This window comes from Mesorhizobium sp. BR1-1-15, assembly GCF_020165475.1.
Taxonomy (GTDB): domain Bacteria; phylum Pseudomonadota; class Alphaproteobacteria; order Rhizobiales; family Rhizobiaceae; genus Mesorhizobium.
Genome location: NZ_JAIUIF010000008.1, coordinates 85,213 through 101,458, shown reverse-complemented (window position 1 = coordinate 101,458; position 16,246 = coordinate 85,213). Strand labels below are relative to the sequence as shown.

The window sequence follows — 16,246 nt, the reverse complement described above, 5'->3', positions numbered from 1 at the left end:
TCAGAGCCCTTTCCGGCTTCAGTAAGCCGGATGGCTGAAGCGGGCCTGGTGGGCGCCCATAGTCAGGTTACGGAAATCCTTGCCGCTGACACGCACCAGCGTCCTGTGATCGCCGCCCTCGAAATAGATATCGGCGGCACCGCCAAGGCTTTCGTCAAGGACTACCGGCACATCGTAGGCCGCGCCGATCGGCGGAATGGCGCCGGTATCGCAATCGCCAAAGAGCGAAACCGCTTCATCTTCGGTGGCGAGTCCAAGATTCTTGTCCATGACCTTCTGCAACGCGCCGAGCTCGATCCTATGTGTGCTGGGGACCACGGCCAGCGCATAACCCAGATCGTGGTGAACGAGCACCGATTTGGCCATTATGCTGCCGGGCACGTGCGCGGCTATGGCGGCCTGCCTGCTTGTGGCCGTGCGATGATGCGCGACAGTATCGTAGGAAATCCCTTTCCGGTCGATATAGTCCTTCAGTTTGTTTGCGATTGTCATTTTGGGCGTCCCTTGCTGAGTTCGCGACGCAGGTCAAAACGCGGCAATCATTTCGCTTCCGTCGTTTCGGTATGAATAAAGATGGCCCAACCGTCGATTGTTTCAAGGCGAGGGTGGCGGCACCGGACCGCCCGCAGCATCGTCGGAATCCCTGATCGGCCATCGACAAGGTCTGAACTCCGATTTGGCGTCAGGGCCCAGCCCCGAAAAACGCCATCCGGGTGAGAAGCGTGTAATCCGCTTCAAAGACCATCATCGCCACGAATACCAACACCAGCACGGGCGGCAGGATGATTGCGTATGTCAGCGCCAGCCGTTCCCAGGCCATGTGCATGAAAATGGCGACGATGAGCCCTGCCTTGAGGATCATGAAGATCAGGATCAGCGACCATCTGAGATAGCCGTGCAGACCGAAATAATCGATCAGATAGGAGCAGGTGCTGAGAATGAACAGCCATGCCCAGACCACCAGATAAAGCTTGATCGGGTGCTCCTGATGAACTTCTGCCGGGGGGGCGCCGGTCGTCGCCGCGTCATGAGTAGCGTGCAGCGTGTGTTGCCCGAGGCCGTTTGCGGTTGCTTCAGCCATATCTGCCTCTCACCAAAGATAGAAGAACGCGAAAATGAAGACCCAGACCAGGTCGACGAAATGCCAGTAGAGTCCCATGATCTCGACGTTCTCGTAGCGGCCCCTGCGGCTGGTAAAGAAGCCGGGCCGCCCAAAGTCAAAATCTCCACGCCACACCTTTCGCGCCACGATGATCAGGAAGATCACCCCGATTGTCACATGCGTGCCGTGGAAGCCGGTGATCATGAAAAAGGTTGACCCGAACTGGGCAGCGCCCCAGGGATTGCCCCAGGGCCGCACGCCTTCGGTGATCAGCTTGGTCCATTCGAAGGCTTGCATACCGACAAAGGTCGCACCGAGTACTGCGGTCAGAAGCATCAGGATTGCCGTTTTGCGGCGGTCGCGGCGATAGCCGAAATTGACCGCCATGGCCATGGTTCCGCTGCTTGAGATCAGCACGAAAGTCATGATGGCAATAAGGATCAGCGGAATATCCGAGCCGCCGATACGAAGCGCAAAGACCTCGCTGGGATTGGGCCACGGCACGCGTGTCGAAATGCGCGCGGTCATATAGGAGAGCAGAAAGCAGCCGAAGATGAAGGTGTCGCTGAGCAGGAAGATCCACATCATGGCCTTGCCCCATGACACGTTCTTGAACGCCCGCTGATCCGAGGACCAGTCGGCGGCGATGCCTTGCCAGCCTGCGGGCCGCGGCTCTGTCTGAGCGATGTGCGTGAGTGTCTCTGCCATCCGCCCGTTCCTCCTACGTCAGTAACCCCCGGCAAATATCGATGAAAGTCGCGGCCCAGCCGGCCAGAAGCGCGAAGATGGCAAGCCAGACGAAAAGCAGGAAATGCCAATACATGGCGCACAGCTCGACGCTGAGGCGAAGCCGCGCCGGCCTTGCCCCGTTCCAAGCGCCGACGGTTGTTCTGCCCAGGCCCACCAGTCCGCCCAGTATGTGCAGGCCATGCATTCCGGTAAGCAGGTAGAAGAAACTGTTGGCCGGATTGGAAGCCAGAAAGTAGCCATCGGCAGACAGCTCGCGCCAGGCCATAAACTGTCCAATCAGGAAGGAGAGCGCCGTAAACCCGGCGGTGGCAAGGCCGAGCTTAACCATGTCCATTTGACCCTTACGCGCCGCGAGCGAGGCGCATTGCAGCGCAATGCTGCTGAGGACCAGCATGCCGGTGTTGAACCAGAGCAGCCGCGGCAGCGGCAGCGCCTGCCAGTCCGACAGCGCCATGCGCATGAAGTAGGCGCTGGTGATCAGCGCGAACAGACAGCCGACGACCGCCAGGAAGACGCCGAGGCCGATCTTGGCGGTCGGTAGCGCCGATCCTTCCATACCAACAAAATCCCCGGCCATACCTTGCTCGAGCCATGGCTTGGTCATCAGCCGCTGGTGGGAAAGCCACCATCCGGCAAAACCGGCGATCACGAGCATGAAGACCAGAATAACGCTCATGCCGGCTCCTTGGAGGGACCGAAGGAGCCCGGTACGTTTTGCGGGATAAAGTCCTCCTTGGCGCCCGGTACGCTGTAGTCATAGGCCCAGCGATAGACGATCGGTAGGTCTTTGCCGAAATTGCCATGGGCCGGTGGTGTTTGCGGCGTCTGCCATTCGAGGGTCGTGGCCCGCCACGGGTTGCCGCCGGCCTCGCGGCCATGACGGATGCTCCAGATCAGATTGAACAGGAACACAATCTGGGCAAAGCCGACGATGAACGCCATGATGCTGATGAACGAGTTCAGATGGTGGGCCGATTCTGTCATCACCGTCATATCGGTCAGTTCATTGTAACGCCTGGGCACGCCCATCAGTCCGAGGTAGTGCATGGGAAAGAAAATCAGGTAGGCGCCGAGGAAGGTGACCCAGAAATGGAACCGGCCCAGCGCCTCGTTCAGCATCCTGCCGGTGACCTTCGGATACCAGTGGTAGATCGCACCGAAGATCACGATGATCGGCGCGACCCCCATGACCATATGGAAATGGGCAACGACGAACATCGTGTCCGACAGCGGGACGTCGACCACGACATTGCCAAGGAACAGCCCGGTCAACCCGCCATTGACGAAGGTGACGATGAAAGCCAGGGCAAATAGCATCGGTATGGTGAGGTGGATGTCGCCGCGCCACAACGTCAGCACCCAATTGTAGACCTTGATGGCGGTCGGAACCGCGATGATCAATGTCGTGGTGGCGAAGAAGAAACCGAAATAGGGATGCATGCCGCTGACATACATGTGGTGCGCCCAGACGACGAAGCTCAGCGCACCGATGCCGACGATGGCCCAGACCATCATGCGATAGCCAAAGATGTTCTTGCGCGCATGGGTGCTGATCAGGTCCGACACGATGCCGAAGGCCGGAAGGGCCACGATGTAGACTTCGGGATGGCCGAAGAACCAGAACAGATGCTGAAACAGGATCGGGCTGCCGCCATTATGCTGTAATTGCTCGCCCATTTCGACGATCGCCGGCATGAAGAAGCTGGTGCCGAGCGTCCGATCAAGCAGCATCATCACACAGGCGACGAATAGCGCCGGGAAGGCGAGCAGAGCCATGACGGTCGCGGTAAAGATGCCCCAGACAGTCAGCGGCAGACGCATCAGCGTCATGCCGCGCGTGCGGCCCTGCAACACCGTCACGACATAGTTCAGCCCGCCCATGGTGAAGCCGATGATGAACAGGATCAGTGAGACGAGCATCAGGATGATGCCCCAGTCCTGGCCCCCCGGTGTGCCGGTCATGATTGCCTGCGGCGGGTACAGCGTCCAGCCGGCCCCCGTCGGTCCGCCAGGCGCAAAGAAGCTCGACACCAAAACCAGCACGGCAAGCAGGTAGATCCAGTAGCTCAGCATGTTGACATAGGGAAAGACCATGTCGCGAGCCCCCACCATCAATGGGATCAGGTAGTTGCCGAAACCGCCGAGGAAGAGCGCCGTGAGCAGATAGATCACCATGATCATGCCGTGCATGGTGATGAACTGGTAGTAGGCTTCAGGCGTGATGAAGTCGAAGGTGCCGGGAAAGCCGAGTTGCAGCCGCATCAGCCAGGACAGCACCAGGGCGACCAGGCCAATTCCCGTTGCCGTCGCCGAATACTGGATGGCAATGACCTTGGCGTCCTGCGAGAAGACGTATTTCGTCCACCAACTGTGCGGATGATACAGTTCGACTTCCGCGACTTCGGCCGGCGGGATGGCATCTGCAGGGGTAATATCGACCATAGGAACACCTCCGTGTCCTTTTTAGCGAGACCCGACGGTTTCGAGCTTTGCTGCGATCCTCGAACTTGACACCGTCGTTGGACCCGGCGCCTGGCTTGCCGAGCCCGTCTGCTGGGGCGCCGACAATTGCGCAAACGTCTGTTGCTGGCCAAGCCACGCCAGATAATCCTCCTGCGTATCGACCATCACCACACCGTGCATCATCGGATGTCCTTGGCCGCAGAGTTCAGCGCACAGGACCTGGAAGGTTCCGGTTTTCGTTGGGGTGAACCAGAAGTAGGTGACCGAGCCCGGGATCATGTCCATTTTGGCGCGGAATTCCGGCACATAGAAATCATGCAGCACGTCGATCGAGCGAAGCAACATCTTGACCGGCTTGCCAACCGGCAGATGCAGATCGGCCGCTTCGACCACGACATCGTCCTGGCCATTGGAATCGCTGGTGATCACGCCCAACGGATTGTCAGCGGTGACGCCGCGGGTGTCGGACGTGCCGAGCTTGCCGTCCTTGCCGGGCAGGCGGAAACTCCATTGCCATTGCTGGCCGACAACTTCGACCACGGTTGCGTCGCTCGGAACGTTGACGAACCGGTTCCAGACGAACAGGCCGGGAACCAGCAAAGCCGTTACGCCGACCGCGGTGACAACCGTCAGCCAGGATTCGAGACGCCTGTTCTCCGGTTCATACGCCGCCTGATTGCCTTCCCGATGACGGAAGCGGAAGACGCAATAGGCCATGAACAAAACCACGGCGGCAAAGACGACGCCGGTGATCCAGAAAGTTATGATGATGGTGTTGTCGATATAGTCCCAGTTCGAGGCAATCGGCGTCCACCACCATGGGCTCAGGAGGTGGAACAGCACCGAGCCCACAACTATCAAAACGAGTACAAGCGCGAAGGCCATGTCCCGTTCCTCCCGGCATTCCAGGGGCGCGAAGCCGTCTCCGGAAATGCCAAGTGCATCATAGCTTGATTTGGGGTCGCAATTCTAGAGCCGACTGTCTTGACGGGAAAAATCCCGCCTTGCCTGCGCCAACCCTTCGAGAGGAGCCGTCCATCACACACGGGGACGCGTTCGTCCGGCTGATGCGCCTGCGCCGGATCGTTTGGGCGAAGTCGACGGTGGGGTGTGCCAAGCCCGGCCGGCAGCCCGGATTTCGATCTTCGCGCCGACGAAGTTTCGTTTGTGCTATTTCAGCAGGCCGACCAGAACGTCGAAGGCGGCGTCGATGTCGGCGCGGACCGCGGCCTTGACCGCTTCCGCATCCCGGTCGCGCAACGCAGCGAACATCTCCTGATGGTGCGCATTGGCGGTCGAATAGTTTCCGGAATCGTGCAGCATGTTGAAATAAGGACTGATCTGCAGCCACAAGTTCTCGATGATGTTGAGAATGTTCTCGGAGCCGGCCGCCCGGTAGATGGAGAAATGAAAGGCGTAGTTGGCGCGCAGATAGGACTTGACGTCTCCCGCCGCATTGGCCTGTTCGAGCGCGTCCAGATGCTGGCGCAGCCGGGCGATAGCTTGGTCGTCCATACGCTCGGCCGCCCATGCGGCGGCGATCGCTTCGATCTCGAAGCGGACGTTTCTCAGATCGACGAGGCGTGTGCGGCTGAGTGCGGGAATGCCGATCGAGCGGCCTGAAACCACCATCAGCGCGTTGGCGGCGGTCAGCCGCCGCAGGGCCTCCCTGACCGGCATCGGACTGACGCCGAAAGCATCGGCAAGGCTTTGCACCGTTACCATCTCGCCCGGCACGATGCTGCCGTCGAGGATCAATTCGGTGACATGGCGATAGACCCTGTCCTGCAAGGTCTCCTTGGACAGGGGCGCGATCTCGACACCCGGCTTTCTGAACGCCGCTCCAGCCATCTCCCCTCAACCTTCCCGCGCAAGCTGCGCCATAACCCCTATCCGGAATGCAGGCTTCCGGCTGCGGCGTCAAGCGCCCGGCCGTCGCTTCGCCGCGAGCATATTTCATCATTGATCTTTGATCAAATGGTGATACGGTTGCCGATATCGGATGGCAAGGTCACGTCTCGTGCCCTTGGGAGGCATCCGATCGTTCGGATCGGGAGGAGTTTCATATGGGTATCGGATTGAAAGCCCGGCGGCTTGCGCTGCTGGCAGGCATGGCTGCCTGTGCTTTTGGCATCTCCGCGGCCGAGGCCGCCGAAAAACACAAGATTTTTCTCAGCATGAGCTTCATCGGCAATGACTGGCAGGCCGAGGCGGCGAACATGGTCAAGGCGATGGCCGCGCACAAGAGCATGGTCGACAAGATCGACCTGCAGGTCCAGGTGGCCGGACCGAACGCGCAGCGCCAGATCCAGCAGATCAACGCCATGGTGCAGGCGGGAGCGGAGGCGATCGTGATCTATCCGATCTCGCCGACGGCGCTGAACCAAGTGGTCAAGAATGCTTGCGAAAAGGGGGTCAAGGTCTTCGCCTACGACGCCGAGATCACCGAGCCCTGCGCTTACAATGTCCATATCGACCAGGAGGAGGCTGGCAGGGTGACAGCCGAATGGCTGGCCAAGAAGCTCAACGGCAAGGGCAACATCATCGCCGTGACCGGCGTTCCCGGCACCTCGGTCGACGAGCTGCGCACGAAAGCCGCCAAGGCGGTGTTCGCCAAATATCCCGACATCAAGATCGTCGGCGAAGCGGTCGGCATGTGGAGCCAGGCGGTGGCACGCACCGAACTCTCCAAGATTCTGGCCACGCGCAACTGGGACGACATTAACGGGCTGTGGATGCAGGTGGGCTGCTTCACCGCCAATTCGATGCAGCTCGAGGCGGGCAGGAAGGCCAGCCAGCTTCTGCCTTGCGCCGGCGAAGGCTCCAATGGCGGCCGCATCCAGATGCTGCCGGAAGGGACGGAGGTCGAGGGTGCTGCTTCTCCCTATGCACCGCTCGGCGCGCCGCGCATTTCTTATGCCTCGCCGCCCTATTCCGGCGCGCTCGCCTTGAAGCTCGCCATCGAGGCGATCGAGGGCAAGGATGTGCCGAAAGCGACAATCCTGCCGCTGCCGATCGTCACCAACGAGACGAGCAAGCTTTGCAACGAGGGCACCTGGGCCGAAATGAAGGCCGGATGCAACACCTTCAAACCGTCGCTGGTTTCCAACCCCGGCTGGTTCGCGTCGATCTTCTCCGACCAGACGCCCGAGATCGGCCTCAACGCGGCGCTCGTCGGCCAGCCCGAGGAGTAGGCTTCAGCAATCCGTGCGCGTGGGGCACTGTGGGCTCCACGCGCCCGCAAGCATGGCATGCCGGAACCGGGAATGATGACTTCAACAACGCATGTGCCGGCTATTGCCGTCAACGGCATACGCAAGGCGTTTGGCGCGACGGTCGCGCTTGACGACGTCTCCTTCGCGATCTCGCCTGGCAGCGTGCACGCTTTGCTGGGTGAGAACGGCGCCGGCAAGTCGACGCTGGTCAAGCTCCTATCGGGACTGGTGCGGCCCGATCAGGGCCAGATCAGCATCCTTGGCGCGCCGGCCGCGCTCGGTTCGCCGCGCGCCGCGCACGACCGCGGGGTGCAGACGGCGTTCCAGGAGATGACGCTGGTCCGCGACCTCAGCGTTCTCGACAATATGCTGCTGCCCTATGCGCCATCCGGCCCGACCGGATTGATCAGGCGGTCGGCCGCGCGCAAGGCAGTCGGCCGGCACATTGCCGATCTCGGTTTTTCGGTCGATCTCGACGCCGAGGTTGCGACGCTCGATCTCGCGGTCCGCCAGAAGATCGAGATCGCGCGCGCCGTCTACCGCAAGCCGCGCATCCTGTTGCTGGACGAGCCGACCTCGACGCTTTCGGGCGGCGACGTCGAATGGCTGGGAACAATCATCGCGCGGCTCAAGGCCGCCGGAACGACGGTCGTGTTCATCACCCACCGCATGCGTGAGGTGCGGGCCTTCTGCGATACCTTGACCATCCTTCGGAATGGCCGCCACATCATCACCGCACCGGTGGCCGACATCTCGGATGAGGATGTGATCGAGAAGATCATCGGCCGCGCCCTCGCGCAGACCTTTCCGCCAAAGCCCGAGGGCGCGGCCGTCTTCGGTCCGCCGGTGCTCGGCGTGCGCGACCTCAAGGCGGGCAGAAAACTCGACGGCGCCAGTTTCGATTTGCGCAGGGGCGAAATCCTCGGCATCGCCGGACTTCAGGGCATGGGCCAGCTAGACCTGTTCCTCGCCTGCTTCGGCATGGCCGAGATCGAACGCGGCCACGTCATGGTCGACGGCCGCAAAGTGTGGCTCGGCTCGCCGGCCGATGCGCTGAGGCCCAACATGGCGATCGGGCTGGTGCCGGAGGATCGCAAGACCGAAGGCCTGTTCCTGAAATTGTCGGGCCGGCAGAATGCATCGCTGCCGGTGGTCGGCCGCTTCACCCGGCTCGGCTTGATCCGCGAGGAGGAGGAAGCACGCGCCGTGCAGGCGGCCTTCTCGACGGTCGAGGTGGACAAGCGTGCGCTGTGGACAAGGGCCGGCGCCTTTTCCGGCGGCAACCAGCAGAAGATCGCCATCGCCAAATGGCTGGTTGCCGAAAGCCGCATCCTGCTGCTCTTCGACCCGACCCGCGGCATCGATGTGGGCACCAAGCACGAGCTTTACGTGATGATGCGCGACTATGTGGCGGCCGGCGGCTCGATCCTGCTGCATTCGACCGAGATTCCCGAACTCGTCCATCAATGCGACCGCGTGCTCGTCCTCTATGACGGACGGCTGGTGGCCGAACTCGCCGGCGGCGAGATCACCGAGAGCGCGATCATGCGGCCGGCGCTGGGACATGGCGGCAATATGCTGGAGGCAGCACAGTGAGCGCGGTCGGTTCGACGGCAACCGGGCAGGCCGGATCCCTGGTGCGCCTCCTGGCGCGGCATCGCGGCGCTATTATCGCGGCGATCGTCTTTGCAGTGCTGCTCGTCGTCGTCGACCTGATCAGCGCCGGGCGGCTCACCTATTTCGATATCTCGTTCCTGTCGAGCGGCGGCGCCACCTCGGCGCTGGCGGCGATGGGCCAGACCATCGTCATCCTGTCCGGCGGCTTCGACCTGTCGGCGGGCGCCGTGGTTTCGCTGGTCAATGTGGTGCTGGCCACGTCGATGGATCCGATGGCGACCGGAACGAACGTCTGGCTGTGGACGCTGGCCGGCATTGGCGTCGGCATGCTCGTCGGGGCGTTCAACGGCTTCTTCATCGCGGTGCTGCGCATGCAGCCCATCGTCGTCACGCTGTCGACCATGTTCATCTTGCAAGGCATCACACTGCTGGTCATGGACAAGCCCGGCGGCTTCGTCTCGCCCGATCTCGGCGCCTTCTATCTCGGCGACGCGATCCCAGGCTGGTTGCCCATGCCGTTGGTCGTCATCGGCGTGGTCCTGCTGGCATGGTTCTGGCTGAAGGGCACGCGGTTCGGCACGGCGCTCTACGCGGTCGGCAGCGATCCGGACGCCGCTGCCGCGGTCGGCGTGCGCGTCGCTCTCGTGCGCTTCCTCGTCTATGTCATCGCCGGCGGCTGCTACGGGCTTGCCGGTGTGTTCATCAGCGCCCAGACCGGCAGCGGCGATCCGCTCGTCGGCAATCCGCTGCTGCTGTCGATGTTCGCCGCCGTCGTGGTCGGCGGCACGCGGCTCGGCGGCGGGCAGGGTGGTCCGTTCGGCACCGTCTTCGGCGCCTATATCCTGATGATGGTCGTCAACGTCCTGCTCGTGCTCAACGTTTCGGCCTATTATTCGACCATCGCCGAGGGCACCATCCTCATCCTTGCCGTGCTCGCGGGCTCGCTGTCGCATGGCTCCGTGCTTGCCTACCAGGTCCGCGCCTTGCGCGCGCGGTTCGCCGCATGGCGCGCCGGCATGCTGCCGTCGCAACTCGACCCCACCGACCGCAGGCTGCGCATCGCCCACAAGCCCGCCGTTCCGGGACAGGCACCCGGCTTTCGCATGCGCAATGCCGAGACGCTGCGCTACGCGCTGCCGGCTTACGTCTGCCTGGCCGCCGTCATGATCGTCACCCAGATCTGGCTCGGCCGGGCCATCTTCAATCCCACCTACTGGAACTCGTTGTTCGTGCTGTCGAGTTTCCTTGCCGTGCTTGCGCTCGGGCAGGGCGGCGTCATCCTCACCGGCGGGCTCGACTTGTCGGTGCCGTGGACGATCGGCTTGTCGGGCATCCTTCTTGCCGGCATGGTCAACGGATCGGACGCGGCACTCGTTTATGCGCTGCCGGTGGTGCTGGCCATCGCCTGTCTTATCGGATTGGCGAACGGCGTCGGCATTGTTTTCCTCGGCATCTCGCCGATCGTCATGACGCTCGCCACCAACGGCATCCTGCAAGGCTTCGCGCTTCTCTATTCGCAAGGCACGCCGGCCGGCTTCTCCTCGCCGATGCTGCGCTGGTTCATGACCGGCAAGATATGGGTGGTGACGCCGGTCGTGCCATTCATGATCGTCTTCGTGGTCTTTGCGGTGCTGCTGCTCGGCCGTACCGCCTTCGGCCGCAAGGTCTACGGCATCGGCAACAGCCTGCGCGCGGCCCAGCTCTCGGGCATCGCCGTCGGACGGACGCTGATTTTCGTCTACATGCTGTCGGCATTGTGTGCGGCGATCGTCGGCGTCATGCTAACCGGCTTTTCAGGCCAGGCCAGCCTTGGCATGGGTGACGACTATCTCCTGCCATCCATCGCCGTTGTCGTGGTCGGCGGTGCGCTGATCACCGGCGGGCGCGGCCACTATCTCGGTATGCTCGGCGGCGTGCTGCTTTTGACGGCGCTGCAGATGCTTCTGGCCGGCACGACGCTGCCCTACGCCACACGGGCGATCCTGTTCGGGCTGGTGGTGCTCGGCGCCGTCATGGCGCTGCGCGAAAGACGCATACAATGAAGGGAATGGAATCATGAGCACGAGCGCACCCAAATCGCCCGACGAATTCCTGGCGGGGCTCAAAGGGCAACGTGTCCTGGTCACGGCGGGCGCCGGCGGCATTGGCTTCGCCATTGCCGAAACGCTGTCGCGGCTCGGTGCGCGCATCGTCGTCTGCGATGTGTCCGACGAAGCCCTGGCGGCCGCCCCCAAGAAGATGGCGCTCGTCGCAGCGGTCAAGGCCGACGTGTCGCGCGACGACGATGTCGACCGGCTGTTCGAGGCGGTGGAGGAGAAACTCGGCGGCCTCGACGCACTGATCAACAATGCCGGCATCGCCGGGCCGACCGGCGGCGTCGACGAAATCGATCCGGCCGACTGGAGGCGCTGTCTCGACATCGGCCTGACCGGCCAGTTCCTGTGCGCACGGCGCGCCGTGCCGCTCATCAAGGGGGCCGGCGGCGGTTCGATCGTCTCGATGTCGTCGGCGGCCGGCCGCCACGGCTATGCGTTCCGCACGCCCTATTCGGCGGCCAAATTCGGCGTCATCGGCTTCACGCAGAGCCTTGCCAAGGAGCTTGGGCCGCACGGGATCAGGGTCAACGCCATCCTGCCGGGCATCATAGAGGGGCCGCGCATCGAGAGCGTTATCTCGGCACGCGCCAAACAGGTCGGCATCAGCCATCAGGAGATGACCGAACGCTATTTGCAGAACATCTCGTTGCGCCGCATGACCAGCCCGTACGACGTGGCTTCGATGGTCGCATTCCTGCTGTCCGACGCGGGCATCAACATTTCAGGCCAGTCGCTCGGCGTCGACGGCAACGTCGAAACGCTTTGAGGAGCAAGCCATGGCCAGGGTTGCAATTGTCGGAAGCGGGTTCATCGGACGGGCATGGGCGATCAGCTTCGCGCGCGCCGGCCATGATGTGCGCATGTGGGACCAGTCGCCGGTCGCGGCAGGCGGCGCGCGCGACTACATAGAAGGCGTGCTCGGCGATCTCGCTTCGAATGATCTGCTGCGCGGACAGACCGCGCACGCGGTGCTCGAGCGCATCGTCGTCATGGGAGACTTGGACGCGGCTCTGGCCGGCGCCGTGCATATCCAGGAGAACACACCGGAAAATCTCGAAGTGAAGCGCGAGGTGTTTTCGCGGATCGATTCCCTCTCTGATCCGCAGGCGGTGATCGCCAGCTCCACCTCGGCGCTGCTGCCGTCGAAATTCACCGATCATCTCCCGGGGCGGCACCGCTGCCTGGTCGTGCATCCGATCAACCCGCCCTACCTCATTCCGGCGGCGGAGGTGGTGCCGGCGCCGTGGACGTCCGCCGAGACGCTCGAAAGGACGCGCGCCTTCCTCCTCGATGCCGGCCACGCGCCGCTGGTGATGAAGCGCGAGCTCGACGGCTTCATCATGAACCGGCTGCAAGGGGCGCTGCTCGAGGAAGCTTTCCGGCTTGTCGCCGACGGCTATGCCAGCGTCGAGGACGTCGATATCGGCATCCGCGACGGGCTGGCGCTGCGCTGGTCGTTCATGGGGCCCTTCGAGACCATCGATCTCAACGCGCCGGGCGGCGTGCGCGACTATGCCGAGCGCTACCAGGGCATCTATTCCAATATTTTCCCGCAGATGCTGCGTCGCGTCGACTGGGCGGGCGAGGTGATGGAAACCGTCGAGGCCGAGCGTAGCAGGCGCTTGCCCAGGGAGAAACTGGGCGATCGGCAGGTATGGCGCGATCGCCGGCTGATGGCGCTGGCGGCGCACAAGAAGAAATCGGATCAGGAGTTCGGACAATGAAAGAAACCAGCCGCAAGCCCGGCGCCACGGCGGCCAGGGGCAAGGTCATCATCACCTGCGCGGTGACGGGGGCGATCCACACGCCGACCATGTCGCCCTATTTGCCGATCACGCCGGACCAGATCGCCTCGGAGGCGATCGCCGCCGCGGAAGCCGGCGCCGCGATCCTGCATCTGCATGCCCGCGATCCGGAGACCGGCAAGCCCGACCAGACGCCGGAGGCCTTTGCCCGTTTCCTGCCACGCGTCAAGCAAGGCACCAATGCCGCCATCAACATCACCACCGGCGGCAGCCCCTATATGAAGGTCGAGGAGCGGGTGCGCCCGGCCGCCCAGTTCAAGCCGGAGGTAGCCTCGCTCAATATGGGCTCGATCAATTTCGGGCTCTATCACCTCGCCGACAAATACGAGACCTTCAAGTTCGACTGGGAAAAGCCGCATCTGGAAGCGACGCGCGACCTCGTCTTCCGCAACTCGTTCAAGGATATCGAGTACATCCTTGCCACCTGCTACGACAACGGCACGCGCTTCGAGTTCGAGTGCTACGACATTGCCCATCTCTACAATCTCGCCCATTTCGCCGACCGCGGATTGGTGAAGCCGCCCTTCTTCGTGCAGTCGGTGTTCGGCCTGCTTGGCGGCATCGGCACGCATCCGGAGGATGTCGCGCATATGAAGCGCACGGCGGACCGGCTGTTCGGCGACCAGTTCCGCTGGTCGGTGCTCGGCGCCGGCGCCAGCCAGTTGCGCATCGCCGCGCAATCGGCAGCACTCGGCGGCAACATCCGCGTCGGGCTGGAGGACAGCCTGTGGGCCGGCAGGGGCAAGCTTGCCAAGTCGAATGCCGAGCAGGTCGTGCTGGCGCGCAAGATCATCGAGGGGCTCGGCATGGAGGTGGCGACGCCGGACGAAGCGCGCGAGATCCTTTCGCTGAAAGGCGGCGACAAGGTCGCTTTCTGACACAGCCAATCGCTGCGCGAGCCAACAAAGAGGAGGACGGCATGAGGATCGAAGTCGTGGTGGACGTAAAGACCACGCTGGGCGAGGGACCGCTCTGGGACGTCGAGCAGGAGCGTCTCTACTGGATCGACAGTTTCGACGGGCGCGTCTTCCGCGCGACCGCCGACGGGCGCGAGATCCGTTGCTGGGACGTGCCGATGAAAATCGGCTCGATGGCGCTGCGCAAGGATGGCGGCGGCGCTGTCGTCTCGTTGCAGCGCGGTTTCCATCTGCTCGATTTCGCCACCGGCGAGGTGACGCGGATCCACGATCCGGAGCCGGACAAGCCAATGAACCGTCTCAACGACGGCAAGGTCGACCGGCGCGGCCGCTTCTTCGCCGGCTCGATGGACACGATGGAAGAGGGGCCGTCCGGCGGCCTTTACAGGCTCGATCCGGATTTCTCCGTCACCAGGATCGATTCCGGCATCATCTGCTCCAACGGTCCATGCTGGAGCCCCGACGACCGCACCTTCTATTTCGCCGACACCTGGACCGGCGAGATCTGGGCCTATGATTACGACATCGAGACCGGTACGGCCAGCAACCGCCGCACCTTCGTTCGCGTCGATACCAGCCGCGGTGGTGCCGCCGACGGCTCGACCGTCGATGCCGAAGGCTGTCTGTGGAATGCGCTGGTCTATGACGGCCGCCTGGTGCGCTACGCGCCGGACGGCAGCATAGACCGTATCATCGACATGCCGGTGAAGAAGATCACCAGCGCCATGTTCGGTGGACCGAGGCTCGACACGCTCTACGTAACCTCGATGGCCAAGCCGCCGCTGCCGCGTTTTCCCGGCGATGGCGTGCTGCGCGGCAGCCTGTTCGCCATCACCGGCCTTGGCGTGACCGGAGTTCCCGAGCCGAGGTTTGGTGGCTGACGGGCGGCCTCTTAGCCGCTCCCCCGGATTTTTTCCCCAAGCTCTCTTGCCGTCATCCCGCTCGCAGTCAGTTAGGCTAAGACTACCGGCACCATTTCTCCACCGCTAAGGCGATGGCCTTCGTGCAGTCGACGAGATCGCGCACCGAAACGCGCTCGTTCGGCTGATGCGCCTGTGCCGGGTCACCGGGACCGAAGTTGACGGTCGGGGTGTTGCCCAGGCCGGTCGGCAGGCCGATGTCGCTGTGTGCGCCGAAGCCGCTTAGGGCCGGCGACAGGTCGGCTGCTTTGACGGCCTCCTGGAACAGGCCGACAAAGGGGTTGTCCGACGGGATCTCGGCGCAATCGGCATCGAGGATCCATTCGACACGGGCAGGGTGCTTTCGCAGATAAGGATCCGCCTGGCAGACATTGGCGATGTGCTCTTCGATTTCGCGTTTGACATTGCCGCCCAGCCTGAACTCGTCATGCTCGCTCGGCAGATACTGTGCGTCGATGATGATCTCGCCGCGTCCTGCCATGGAGGATGGATGTTCGCCGGCATTGATCTGGGTGACGATGATCTGGTTGGGCAGGTCCATCAGCGGGTGGTTCTTCCTGGGATCGAACATCCAGCGCCGGTTGAGGATGTCGATGCCGTCGAGGATCTGCCGGCAAAGCTGGACGGCGTCGACCGGGCCGCTCGAATACCAGGCGTTCGGCGTCAGTTCGGCATGGCCGCCTATGCCGTCGATGATGATCTTGCCCCACAGAATGCCGTGACAAAGCGGTGCGATCCTGTTCGCCGTCGGTTCCGTCATGATGCCGGCGTCGGCGCGAAAGCCGCGATCAACCATGGCGAGCGACCCCATGCCGCCGATTTCCTCGTCGACGACGGTGGTGAAGACGACGTCGCCGGAGAGGGAAACGTCGAGTTCCTTCAGGATTTCGACCGCCATCAGCATGCAGGCGACGCCGCCCTTCATGTCGACCGTGCCGCGACCGTGCAGGAATCCATCCTTCAGGACAGGCTGGAAGGGATCGGTGGTCCAGTGCCCGGCGGCGCCCGGCGGCACGACGTCGATATGGCCGGTCAGCATGATGGACCGCCCGCCGCCGGTGCCTTTCAAAACGCCGCCGAGATTGGGCCGGCCCTCGAACGTCCTGCCCTTGTTGGCGCCGGCACGTCCCTTGTATTTTTCGTAGAGTGCCGGGCCGTCCGGATCCCAGAGATCGGTCGAGAAGCCGAGCGCCTCAAGGCGCTTTTGCAGGTAGAGCTGGCAATCGCGCTCGCCCGGGCCGGCCTCCTTCGGATTCGATTTCACGATCGAGGGGAAGGCGACGAGATCGCTCAGCGTCTTGACGATGCGCTCGGCGGCTGCCTCGACGCGCGCGGCGATGGTCTCTTCCATGGAAGGCATT

The 16,246-nt window shown here is 63.0% G+C and carries 15 protein-coding genes; 7 read left to right on the top strand and 8 right to left on the bottom strand.

The genetic code is table 11. From position 1 onward, the window contains the following. Positions 1 to 18: 18 nt before the first annotated feature. From LB541_RS15890 to LB541_RS15860, 7 genes are all read right to left on the bottom strand, one after another. A complete protein-coding gene (locus tag LB541_RS15890; RefSeq protein ID WP_140495790.1) occupies positions 19 to 492 on the bottom strand; it encodes an aminoacyl-tRNA deacylase in 474 nt (157 codons plus the stop codon). Positions 493 to 682: 190 nt separating this feature from the next. Beyond that, a complete protein-coding gene (locus LB541_RS15885; RefSeq protein ID WP_140495791.1) occupies positions 683 to 1,081 on the bottom strand; it encodes a cytochrome C oxidase subunit IV family protein in 399 nt (132 codons plus the stop codon). A gap of 9 nt (positions 1,082 to 1,090) precedes the next feature. After that, the gene (locus tag LB541_RS15880) at positions 1,091 to 1,810 is read right to left on the bottom strand and encodes a heme-copper oxidase subunit III family protein (protein ID WP_224618913.1); all 720 of its coding nucleotides are present in this window, start codon (positions 1,808 to 1,810) and stop codon (positions 1,091 to 1,093) included. Positions 1,811 to 1,823: 13 nt separating this feature from the next. Then, the gene (locus LB541_RS15875) at positions 1,824 to 2,528 is read right to left on the bottom strand and encodes a cytochrome c oxidase subunit 3 (RefSeq protein WP_140495793.1); all 705 of its coding nucleotides are present in this window, start codon (positions 2,526 to 2,528) and stop codon (positions 1,824 to 1,826) included. Next, the gene (gene ctaD / locus LB541_RS15870) at positions 2,525 to 4,294 is read right to left on the bottom strand and encodes a cytochrome c oxidase subunit I (protein ID WP_140495794.1); all 1,770 of its coding nucleotides are present in this window, start codon (positions 4,292 to 4,294) and stop codon (positions 2,525 to 2,527) included. Before ctaD ends, LB541_RS15875 begins: the two co-directional genes overlap by 4 nt. Positions 4,295 to 4,315: 21 nt before the next feature. Beyond that, positions 4,316 to 5,200 (bottom strand): cytochrome c oxidase subunit II, encoded by an 885-nt coding sequence (gene coxB / locus LB541_RS15865; protein ID WP_140521021.1) that lies wholly within the window; start codon positions 5,198 to 5,200, stop codon positions 4,316 to 4,318. Positions 5,201 to 5,485: 285 nt separating this feature from the next. Further along, positions 5,486 to 6,166 carry a GntR family transcriptional regulator gene (locus LB541_RS15860; protein ID WP_140495796.1) on the bottom strand — a complete coding sequence of 227 codons (681 nt, stop codon included), beginning with the start codon at positions 6,164 to 6,166 and terminating at the stop codon, positions 5,486 to 5,488. Between the two features lie 215 nt (positions 6,167 to 6,381). On the opposite strand from LB541_RS15860, the gene LB541_RS15855 reads away from it, so the two are divergent. The 7 genes from LB541_RS15855 (at position 6,382) to LB541_RS15825 (ending at position 14,846) form a co-directional block, all read left to right on the top strand. Then, positions 6,382 to 7,509 (top strand): sugar ABC transporter substrate-binding protein, encoded by a 1,128-nt coding sequence (locus LB541_RS15855; protein WP_140517096.1) that lies wholly within the window; start codon positions 6,382 to 6,384, stop codon positions 7,507 to 7,509. Between the two features lie 75 nt (positions 7,510 to 7,584). Continuing rightward, positions 7,585 to 9,126, top strand: coding sequence for a sugar ABC transporter ATP-binding protein (locus LB541_RS15850; protein WP_140517290.1), 1,542 nt, complete (start codon positions 7,585 to 7,587; stop codon positions 9,124 to 9,126). Then, positions 9,123 to 11,189, top strand: coding sequence for an ABC transporter permease (locus tag LB541_RS15845; RefSeq protein WP_224618912.1), 2,067 nt, complete (start codon positions 9,123 to 9,125; stop codon positions 11,187 to 11,189). Before LB541_RS15850 ends, LB541_RS15845 begins: the two co-directional genes overlap by 4 nt. Positions 11,190 to 11,202: 13 nt before the next feature. After that, positions 11,203 to 12,009, top strand: a complete 807-nt coding sequence (locus LB541_RS15840; RefSeq protein ID WP_140495799.1) for an SDR family oxidoreductase — start codon at positions 11,203 to 11,205, stop codon at positions 12,007 to 12,009. Between the two features lie 10 nt (positions 12,010 to 12,019). Beyond that, positions 12,020 to 12,967, top strand: a complete 948-nt coding sequence (locus LB541_RS15835; RefSeq protein WP_140517092.1) for a 3-hydroxyacyl-CoA dehydrogenase — start codon at positions 12,020 to 12,022, stop codon at positions 12,965 to 12,967. After that, complete coding sequence (locus LB541_RS15830; protein ID WP_140521016.1) at positions 12,964 to 13,926, top strand: 3-keto-5-aminohexanoate cleavage protein; 963 nt, start codon at positions 12,964 to 12,966, stop codon at positions 13,924 to 13,926. The genes LB541_RS15835 and LB541_RS15830 overlap by 4 nt, the downstream gene beginning before the upstream one ends. A gap of 41 nt (positions 13,927 to 13,967) precedes the next feature. Next, positions 13,968 to 14,846 carry an SMP-30/gluconolactonase/LRE family protein gene (locus tag LB541_RS15825; protein ID WP_224618911.1) on the top strand — a complete coding sequence of 293 codons (879 nt, stop codon included), beginning with the start codon at positions 13,968 to 13,970 and terminating at the stop codon, positions 14,844 to 14,846. A gap of 82 nt (positions 14,847 to 14,928) precedes the next feature. Here LB541_RS15825 and LB541_RS15820 read toward each other — a convergent pair whose 3' ends face one another. Next, positions 14,929 to 16,245, bottom strand: a complete 1,317-nt coding sequence (locus LB541_RS15820) for a M20 family metallopeptidase (RefSeq protein ID WP_140521014.1) — start codon at positions 16,243 to 16,245, stop codon at positions 14,929 to 14,931. Position 16,246: the final 1 nt, after the last annotated feature.

Coding starts and splice junctions, on each gene's coding strand:
- LB541_RS15890 (WP_140495790.1), bottom strand. CDS start 492: ATGACAATCGCAAACAAACTGAAGGACTATATCGACCGGAAAGGGATT.
- LB541_RS15885 (WP_140495791.1), bottom strand. CDS start 1,081: ATGGCTGAAGCAACCGCAAACGGCCTCGGGCAACACACGCTGCACGCT.
- LB541_RS15880 (WP_224618913.1), bottom strand. CDS start 1,810: ATGGCAGAGACACTCACGCACATCGCTCAGACAGAGCCGCGGCCCGCA.
- LB541_RS15875 (WP_140495793.1), bottom strand. CDS start 2,528: ATGAGCGTTATTCTGGTCTTCATGCTCGTGATCGCCGGTTTTGCCGGA.
- ctaD (WP_140495794.1), bottom strand. CDS start 4,294: ATGGTCGATATTACCCCTGCAGATGCCATCCCGCCGGCCGAAGTCGCG.
- coxB (WP_140521021.1), bottom strand. CDS start 5,200: ATGGCCTTCGCGCTTGTACTCGTTTTGATAGTTGTGGGCTCGGTGCTG.
- LB541_RS15860 (WP_140495796.1), bottom strand. CDS start 6,166: ATGGCTGGAGCGGCGTTCAGAAAGCCGGGTGTCGAGATCGCGCCCCTG.
- LB541_RS15855 (WP_140517096.1), top strand. CDS start 6,382: ATGGGTATCGGATTGAAAGCCCGGCGGCTTGCGCTGCTGGCAGGCATG.
- LB541_RS15850 (WP_140517290.1), top strand. CDS start 7,585: ATGACTTCAACAACGCATGTGCCGGCTATTGCCGTCAACGGCATACGC.
- LB541_RS15840 (WP_140495799.1), top strand. CDS start 11,203: ATGAGCACGAGCGCACCCAAATCGCCCGACGAATTCCTGGCGGGGCTC.
- LB541_RS15835 (WP_140517092.1), top strand. CDS start 12,020: ATGGCCAGGGTTGCAATTGTCGGAAGCGGGTTCATCGGACGGGCATGG.
- LB541_RS15830 (WP_140521016.1), top strand. CDS start 12,964: ATGAAAGAAACCAGCCGCAAGCCCGGCGCCACGGCGGCCAGGGGCAAG.
- LB541_RS15825 (WP_224618911.1), top strand. CDS start 13,968: ATGAGGATCGAAGTCGTGGTGGACGTAAAGACCACGCTGGGCGAGGGA.
- LB541_RS15820 (WP_140521014.1), bottom strand. CDS start 16,245: ATGCCTTCCATGGAAGAGACCATCGCCGCGCGCGTCGAGGCAGCCGCC.